Source organism: Arthrobacter sp. 10T413_2 (assembly GCF_056394205.1).
Map to the genome: position 1 here is coordinate 1 of NZ_JBFTHK010000252.1, position 4,942 is coordinate 4,942.

Here is a 4,942-nt window from a genome sequence, read left to right on the forward strand (position 1 = left end):
GGCGTAGATCGCGTCGGCTATCACCACKAGCGTCCGGTCCAGCCAGCCGCCGAAGTAGCCGCTGAGCAGGCCAAGCGCGACGCCGAGGAAGATCGACATCACGACGGCGACGACGATCACGACGAACGCCGTCTGGGMGCCCCAGATCACGCGGGAAAAGACGTCATAGCCGCTCACCGTGGTGCCCCAAATGTGGGCCGGACTGGGGGGCTGCTGTGCGGGGAAGGTCCCGGACGCGTCGCTGAGCTGGGCAAAGCCGTAGGGCGCGATGATCGGCGCCAGCGCCGCCGTTAGCAGGAAGAGGATAGCCAGCACMAGGCCGGTGACGAGCATGCCGCGTTGCAGCCCGACGCTCGTCCGGAAGTGCGAGATGACCGGCAGGCGGTAAAGGAGGGGCTGCTTGCGCCCGCTTACTGTGGTTGCGTTCATGGCTAGTACCTCACTCGCGGATCGATCAGGGCTGCGACGACGTCCACGATGAAGTTCGTGATGGCAACGATGACMGCCAGCAGCACGACGATGCCCTGGACGGCGACGAAGTCGCGGGAGTTCAGGTATTGCACCAGCTGGTAGCCGAGGCCCTTCCACTCAAAGGTGGACTCCGTAAGGACAGCCCCGCCCAGCAGGAGGGCAATCTGGAGCCCCATGAMCGTGATGATCGGGATGAGGGCAGGCTTGTAGGCATGCTTGGTCACGAGTCGGAAATTGCTGACGCCGCGGGACCTGCCGGCCTCGACGTAATCCTTGCCCAGCGTACCGATGACGTTGGTGCGGACCAGCCGGAGGAAGACCCCTGCCGTCAGTAGGCCCAGGGTGACCGCGGGGAGGATCGAATGCGCCCCGATGTCCCCGAGCGCGGCCATGTTGCCGCTGCGCAGCGCATCCAGCCAATAAATCCCGGTCGGCGCGGCCAGGCTTCCCATGGCCAGTTCGGTCCTGGTGGAGGCCCGTCCCGCCACGGGCAGCCAGCCGAGCCAGACGGAGAAGGTTAGCTTCATCAGCAGGCCGGCGAAGAACACCGGGGTGGCGTAGCAGAGGATGGCGAAGAACCGCAGGACGGCGTCGGGTGCCTTGTCGCGCTTGTAGGCGGCGATGAGGCCGAGMGGGATGCCGACCAAAAGCGCCACGATGAGGGCATTGATGGCCAATTCAAGGGTTGCCGCGCCGAAGGTTGCGAGCATTTCAACAACGGGCCGGCGGTCGGTGATGGTGGTGCCGAAGTTGCCGGTMGCCACCTGCCCGACGTATTCCAGGTACTGAATCAGGATCGGGCGGTCGTACCCGGCATCGTGAATGCGCTGCGCCAGCGCCTCCGGGGGAAGCCTGCCGCCCTGGGCGGCGGTGATGGGGTCGCCGATGACCCGCATCAGGAAGAAGACCAGGGTCACCAGGATGAAAATGGTCGGAATGATCAGGAAGAACCGGATCAGGATGTAGGTCCCCAGGCCCCCACCTGAGGATTTTTTCTTGGACGGAAGGAGTCCGTCGGCGTCGCTTGGCGGCGCCTCTATCAATGTTGTCATTGGTACCTAAAATTGTGCTTTCGCGGCCATGGGCCGGCCGGCGTGAACTGCAAGGTGCGGCAATKACCAGCAAAGGCGGGGCGCCTCGAGGGCACCCCGCCTCRCAGGCTGGTCAGGACAGCAGGGTTGCAGCCCTACTTGGAAACAGTTCCCAAACGGAACTTGAAGGAGGCATCGAGGGTGGTATCGACACCCTTGACGCCGCTGCCGGAAATGGCAACCTGCGCGCCCTGGAGCAGCGGAAGCGTGGAGATGTCCTTGGCGAGGGCATTCTGCGCATCCTTGATCGTGGACTCGCGCTCAGTCTTGTCGACGGTGGTCAGCTGCTTGTTGATCAGGTCGTTGACGGTGGGGTTGTTGTAGTGGTTCTTMAGGAAGCCGCCTTCCGGGAAGAACGGCGTCAGGTAGTTGTCGGCGTCGCTGAAGTCCGGGAACCAGCCGAACTGGAACAGCGGGTATTCATCGGCGCGGCTTGCCTTGCTGTAGGTGACCCATTCTGTGGACTGCAGGTTGACCTTGAACAAACCGGACTTCTCCAGCTGGTCCTTGATCATGGCGTATTCATCGCCGGAGGACTTGCCGTAGTGGTCGGGGTTGTACTGCAGGTTCAGCGACACGGGCGTGGTCACACCGGCGTCGGTCAGGACCTTCTTGGCCTTGTCCAGGCTGGGCTTGCCGGCGTCGCCGTAAGCGTCCTTGAACGACTCGTTGGCGCCGAGGAAGCCGTTGGGAACGTTGGAGTACAGGGGCAGATAGGTGCCCTTGTAGACCTGGTCCGCGATGGCCTGGCGGTCAACGAGGTTGGCGATGGCCTGGCGGACGGCCGTGGCCTTGGCCGGATCGGCGTCCGGTGCCTTTGCGCCAAACGGCATGGTGTCGAAGTTGAACGTGATGTAGCGGATTTCGCCACCCGGGCCCACGTTGACCTTGACCTTGGAGTCCTTCTTCAGGTCATCGATGTCCGTCGCGCTCAGGCTGCGGTTTGCGACGTCGATGTTGCCCTGCTGGACGTCCAGCTTCATGTTGGTGGGGTCTGCGTAGTACTTGATCGTGGCGGCATCGTTGGCCGGCTTGCCGAGGACGCCCTGGTAGTCAGGGAACGCCTTGAAGCTGATCAGCTCATTCTTCTTGTACGTGTCGATCGTGTACTGGCCGTAGAACGCCTTGGCCTTGACGATCGAGTCGTCGTCAAGCAGCTTGTCGGCCGGGAAGACTTCATCGTCCACGATCGGCGCGGCGGGGCTGCTRAGGATCTGCGCGAAGGTCTGGTCGTTGGCCAGCTTCAGCTTGAACACGACGGTGTTGGCATCGGGGGCGGTGACGCTTTCCACGTTGGCCAGCAGGCTGGCGGGGCCGGCGGGATCGTTGATCTTGATCTGCCGGTCGAAGGAGAACTTGACGTCCTTGGAGTCGAGCGTGTGGCCGTTGGCCCACTTGAGTCCCGGCTTGAGCTTGACCGTGTATTCGGTCGGCGACGTGAAGGACGCGGACTCGGCCAGGTCGGGAACGGGATCGGCGCTGCCCGGCTTCGAGTTGAGCAGGAAGGAGTAGATCTGGTTCATCACCATGAACGAACCGTTGTCGTAAGAGCCCGCCGGATCCAGGGCGGTGACCTTGTCCGTGGTGCCATAGGCGATCGGACCGCTTGCCGCGGCTGATGACCCGCCAGAGCCGCCGGACGGTCCCGTGCAGGCCGTCAGTGCAAAGGCGGAAACCCCGGCCAGCGCGATGACGCTCTGCCAGGCCTTTTTGTTCATTGCCATCTGTGAACTTTCTGTTCGATGCGTTCTAGCGCAGCCCGAAGTGAAACGAGTGACTCGTCGGGCGGCACGCTTTGCTGATTCCTAGATTCAATCAGACAACCGTTAGGTGAATCGTTGCATTTTGTGAGTTGAGACACAAAATTTATACGAAACGAAGGTTTCTGCMATTTTCTTCAGGATTCCGCCCGATTCTTCKGCGGAGCGCGCAGACGACGCAGGGCCCCGCCGTTCGGCGGGGCCCTGCGATGGAGTCKGCGTGGAGGGCGCCTAGAGCACCGCCCGCTGCAGCGATCGAGCGGCGTCGATAGTGGCCTGGCCCAGCACGCGGCTGCCCTGGTAGAGCACCACGGTCTGCCCGGGGGCCACGCCGCGCAGCGGCTCCTCGAGGGTGACGACGAGTCCGTCCCCGGCCATGCGGGCGCGGGCAGGGACTGGGTCGCCGTGGGCCCGGACCTGGGCGAAGCAGTCGAACTCCTCGCCGGTGGCCACCTGCGCAATGGGCAGCCCGGCCCAGGAGACTTTGATGCCGCGGATCTCGTCAATGGCGAGCAGCGCCTCCGGCCCCACCACCACCTTGTTCTCCTTTGGCCGGATCTCCAGCACGAACCGCGGCTTGCCGTCCGCGGCGGGGGTGCCGAGCTTCAGTCCGCGGCGCTGGCCGACGGTGAAGGCGTTGGCGCCGGGGTGCTCCCCGACCTTTGCCCCGGATTCGTCCACAATGTCTCCCGTGGTCATCTCGATCTTTTCGGCAAGCCAGCCGGCGGTGTCGCCGTCGGGAATGAAGCAGATGTCATGGCTGTCGGGCTTGTTCGCCACCGAGAGGCCGCGTCGCTCCGCCTCGGCCCGGACCTCGGCCTTGGACGGGGTGTCGGCCAGCGGGAACATCGAGTGCTTGAGCTGCTCGTGGGTCAGCACGCCGAGCACATAGCTCTGGTCCTTGGCCCAGTCGGCGGCGCGGTGGAGCTCGGGATGGCCCTCGGCGTCGGTGATGACCTTGGCGTAGTGACCGGTGCAGACGGCGTCGAAGCCCAGCGCGATGGCCTTCTCCAGCAGAGCGGCGAACTTGATGCGCTCGTTGCAGCGCATGCAGGGGTTGGGTGTGCGTCCCGCGGCATACTCATCGATGAAGTMCTGGACGACATCTTCCTTGAACCGCTCGGAGAAGTMCCAGACGTAGTACGGGATCCCGAGGATGTCGCACGCCCGCCAGGCGTCGCGGGAGTCCTCGATCGTGCAACAGCCGCGGCTCCCGGTTCGCAGGGTGCCCGGCATCCGGGACAGCGCAAGGTGGACCCCGACGACGTCGTGTCCCGCCTCGACGGCGCGGGCGGCGGCAACGGCGGAATCAACGCCGCCGCTCATGGCTGCAAGAACTCGCATACTGGCTTTCTCTAGCTGTCGGGGGGGGTGTCGCCGGCTGGCGCCGATCGCTGGCATGAACCAGGGTCGGATAGCACAAAGCCTGCGGCCCCCATTCTACCGCCACGCCGATTCTCCGCCCAAAACCCCGCGTTGACTCGTAGAAAACCTCCGCGTAGCCGGATACGTTGCCTCATTTGAAAACCTCCGCGTAGCGGCGTGGTTGACGGTGTTGGCGGCGGTTGCCAGCTATGCCCGTTTTCATGGAGCTCACGATGGCCCAGCGGCAGGCTGTGA

At 64.1% G+C, this 4,942-nt stretch carries 3 protein-coding genes and 1 pseudogene; all 4 read right to left on the reverse strand.

Translation table 11 applies throughout. From position 1 onward, the window contains the following. Positions 1-429, reverse strand: a pseudogene (locus tag AC1DBQ_RS21780) (ABC transporter permease); the annotation flags it as partial. A 2-nt stretch (positions 430-431) separates the two neighbouring features. Beyond that, positions 432-1,523 (reverse strand): ABC transporter permease, encoded by a 1,092-nt coding sequence (locus tag AC1DBQ_RS21785; protein WP_476930499.1) that lies wholly within the window; start codon positions 1,521-1,523, stop codon positions 432-434. A gap of 134 nt (positions 1,524-1,657) precedes the next feature. Beyond that, positions 1,658-3,286 (reverse strand): ABC transporter substrate-binding protein, encoded by a 1,629-nt coding sequence (locus tag AC1DBQ_RS21790; protein WP_344367269.1) that lies wholly within the window; start codon positions 3,284-3,286, stop codon positions 1,658-1,660. Between the two features lie 267 nt (positions 3,287-3,553). Further along, positions 3,554-4,666 carry a tRNA 2-thiouridine(34) synthase MnmA gene (gene mnmA, locus AC1DBQ_RS21795; RefSeq protein WP_476930500.1) on the reverse strand — a complete coding sequence of 371 codons (1,113 nt, stop codon included), beginning with the start codon at positions 4,664-4,666 and terminating at the stop codon, positions 3,554-3,556. Positions 4,667-4,942 lie beyond the last annotated feature (276 nt).